The organism is Azonexus sp. (assembly GCF_036170495.1).
In the GTDB taxonomy this organism is placed as follows: domain Bacteria; phylum Pseudomonadota; class Gammaproteobacteria; order Burkholderiales; family Rhodocyclaceae; genus Azonexus.
Genome location: NZ_JAVHPH010000297.1, coordinates 1 through 2,757, shown reverse-complemented (window position 1 = coordinate 2,757; position 2,757 = coordinate 1). Strand labels below are relative to the sequence as shown.

5 protein-coding genes are annotated in these 2,757 nt (G+C 60.9%); all 5 read left to right on the top strand.

Annotated features, from left to right (window positions below; all coding sequences use genetic code 11):
- Positions 1-302 precede the first annotated feature (302 nt).
- Positions 303-632, top strand: coding sequence for a (2Fe-2S) ferredoxin domain-containing protein (locus ADADOO_RS10840; protein ID WP_511277466.1), 330 nt, complete (start codon positions 303-305; stop codon positions 630-632).
- 4 nt (positions 633-636) lie between these two features.
- Positions 637-912 (top strand): nitrogen fixation protein NifZ, encoded by a 276-nt coding sequence (locus ADADOO_RS10835; protein ID WP_511277464.1) that lies wholly within the window; start codon positions 637-639, stop codon positions 910-912.
- A 2-nt stretch (positions 913-914) separates the two neighbouring features.
- Complete coding sequence (locus ADADOO_RS10830) at positions 915-1,460, top strand: flavodoxin (RefSeq protein WP_511277463.1); 546 nt, start codon at positions 915-917, stop codon at positions 1,458-1,460.
- Positions 1,457-1,762 carry a hypothetical protein gene (locus tag ADADOO_RS10825; protein WP_511277461.1) on the top strand — a complete coding sequence of 102 codons (306 nt, stop codon included), beginning with the start codon at positions 1,457-1,459 and terminating at the stop codon, positions 1,760-1,762. Before ADADOO_RS10830 ends, ADADOO_RS10825 begins: the two co-directional genes overlap by 4 nt.
- Before the next feature lie 85 nt (positions 1,763-1,847).
- Positions 1,848-2,213 (top strand): hypothetical protein, encoded by a 366-nt coding sequence (locus ADADOO_RS10820; protein WP_511277459.1) that lies wholly within the window; start codon positions 1,848-1,850, stop codon positions 2,211-2,213.
- Positions 2,214-2,757 lie beyond the last annotated feature (544 nt).

The following is a 2,757-nucleotide window of genomic DNA, read 5'->3' as shown; positions in this document are numbered from 1 at the left end:
GATAAAGGGCGAGGACTGTCTGAGGGCGCAGCCCGAGTTCCGCAGCCCCCGCCAGTCCCGAGTAGCGCAGGGAACCGGCGCAGCCGGCACCGACCCAGGGTCGCCTTCTTTTTGCTTACTTTTTCTTGGCGAAGCAAGAAAAAGTAAGACGCCCCGCAAGGGCGGAACCCCCTGCCAATTGCCACACCAAAACCACACTTGTCGCAAACGCGACACAACAACACAATGCAAGCCATTGAATCAATGTAACTTAAATCTGGCACTCCCCTTGCAATAGGTTGACCATCAACCAGGAGAGCTCCATGCCAAAACCGAAGAAACACGTCCTCGTCTGCGTCCAGGGACGCCCTGCCGGCCATCCGCGCGGCTCTTGCCAGGAAAAGGGCTGCGGCACCACCTGGCAGGCGTTTTCCGATGAATTCACCGCCCGCAATCTGTGGGCCTCGGGCTTCGCGCTGACCAACACCGGCTGCCTCGGCCCCTGCCACCTCGGCCCGAGCGTGCTGGTGTACCCGGAAGGCATCATGTACACCGGCGTCAAGCCGGAAGACGTCGGTGTCATCATCGACGAGCACCTGATGTTCGATCAGCCGGTCGAGCGCCTGCTGGCACCGCCTGACGTCTGGGCCTGAGATCATGGAAACGACCGTCCAGCAATATCACATCGGCGACATGGTCTTCGCGGCTGAAGACATCTTCAACGACGGCGGCATGCCCGGCTTCGACGATGAAGAAGCCTTGATCGTGCCTTCCGGCCTGCGCGGCGTCGTCGTCCATTTTGGCGTCGCCGAAATGGACGAAACCAAGGAAATCTATCTGGTCCAGTTTGAAAACGGCCCGGATGGCAGCCTCGGCGCCCCCATCGGCTGCCTGCCCGACGAGCTGACGCAGGATTCCACGGTCAACCCGTAAAAATGGCCAAAATTGGAATCTTCTTCGGCACCGACACCGGCCGCACCCGGCTGATCGCCAAGCAGATGGCGAAAAAGCTGGGTGCTCAGTTGCCAGGACTCGTCGATGCGCCGGTCAATATCGGCCGGACGACGCTGGCAGATTTCCTCGCCTACGATGCGCTCATCGTCGGCAGCCCGACGCTCGGCGATGGCGAACTGCCCGGCCAATCGGTCGGCCTCAGCCAGCCAAGTTGGGAGGAGTTCCTGCCGCAACTGGCCGGCGCCGACCTGTCCGGCAAGACCATCGCCATCTTCGGCCTTGGCGACCAGAAGAAATACGCCGAAGAATTTGTCGACGCCATCGGCCTCATCCACGACGCCGTGGTCGCCCGCGGCGCCCGTGTTGTCGGCCGCTGGCCGACCGCCGGCTACGACTTCACCACCTCGCAGGCGGTTGATGGCGACGACTTTCTCGGCCTGGCCCTCGATCAGCATCACCAACCCCTGCTGACCGAAGAGCGCATCAACACCTGGCTGGCCCAAATCCAAGCGGAGCTACTGCCATGAACGCCAACCCCTGGGCCGCCCCCAAATCCCGCGAAATTCGCCGTGTCCTCGTCTCGCTCGACGAGCGCATCGCCCAGGCCTGCGACATCGAGCCGGACGCCGGCGACGATCCGCACATCGTCACCCTGCGCCACGCCGAAATCGCCACCCTGCGCGCCCATGTTTATCTGCACGGCCAGCGCAGCGGCACCTACGGCATCTTCTACGAATACCCGCACCCGGTGCCGGGCATCCTGGAAAGCGAAGAAAACCTGCCGCTGCCCAAGGTACTGGCCAGCCTCGCGATGCATTTCGACGCCTGATTGCCACCGTCCAGCCAGCCCTAACCTTTTCCTGCACTCACCCTCCGCCATGAACTCTTTGCCCGGAAACGCCAGCTCCAGCAATTTGGTCAAAGAACCCGGCTGCAAAGGCGGCACCCCGGATGCGCGAATCTGGCAGGAAGATCTGCCCGCCGAATGGTTGAACGCCGTCGAAGCGCCGCTGTATTACGCCCACTACCGCGAATACCAAATCAGTGCCGAACGCGCCGTGGGCTACGACGCCGACGACAAGCCCTGCTTCACCTGCCATCGCTTTCTGCTCACCCAAACCAGCACCGGCGAGACAACCCAGCCGGTGGTCACTTTCAGCGAACGGATGTCGGCCTGGCGCCTGCGTGACGATCGCTGGCTGGTCTACCGGCGCAACAGCGCCAACCACGGCAGCGAACCGGCCAGCTTCTACGCCTTCAGCAGCACCATGCCGCGCTAAGGCCACGCGCCTCCGGCACCAGCGCCAGTCCCTTGAGGACGGCGCCAATGAACCGTCGCCGAACGCTCTCTTGGCCGGGTTTTGCCCCGTTGCCATCAGCCGGCGGCACGACTCATTCGCGCAAAACCGCGATAGCGCTGGGTTCCACGGTCAACCGGAAAAAATACCCAAAATTGAAATCAACCGATCCGACGCCGGCCAATAAAAGGTTCCTCTTGACCAACAATTGTCGGATGGCAGGTGGGTGCCCAAAGCCGACGCACACAATCAAGTTCATTCGCGGGCAGCAAACCAATGGTTAGGAGACATCCATTTGAGTTGCCTGGGACAAAACTGTGCAGAAGAGTGCGTTCCGATGTAAGTGTTATTGATATATAAAAACTGTTGTCACAAGAGTATCCGCAAAGTGGAGAAGGCCTGAGTCAGGGAGATGCGCCCAGCCTCGACTTGCTCGATTAAACGAAATGCTTGGTCTGGCCTGATGGCATCCTATAGTGGTCCCCGTTTTCAAGACAGCGGTTTAAGCTGGGCGCTGTCATAAGGA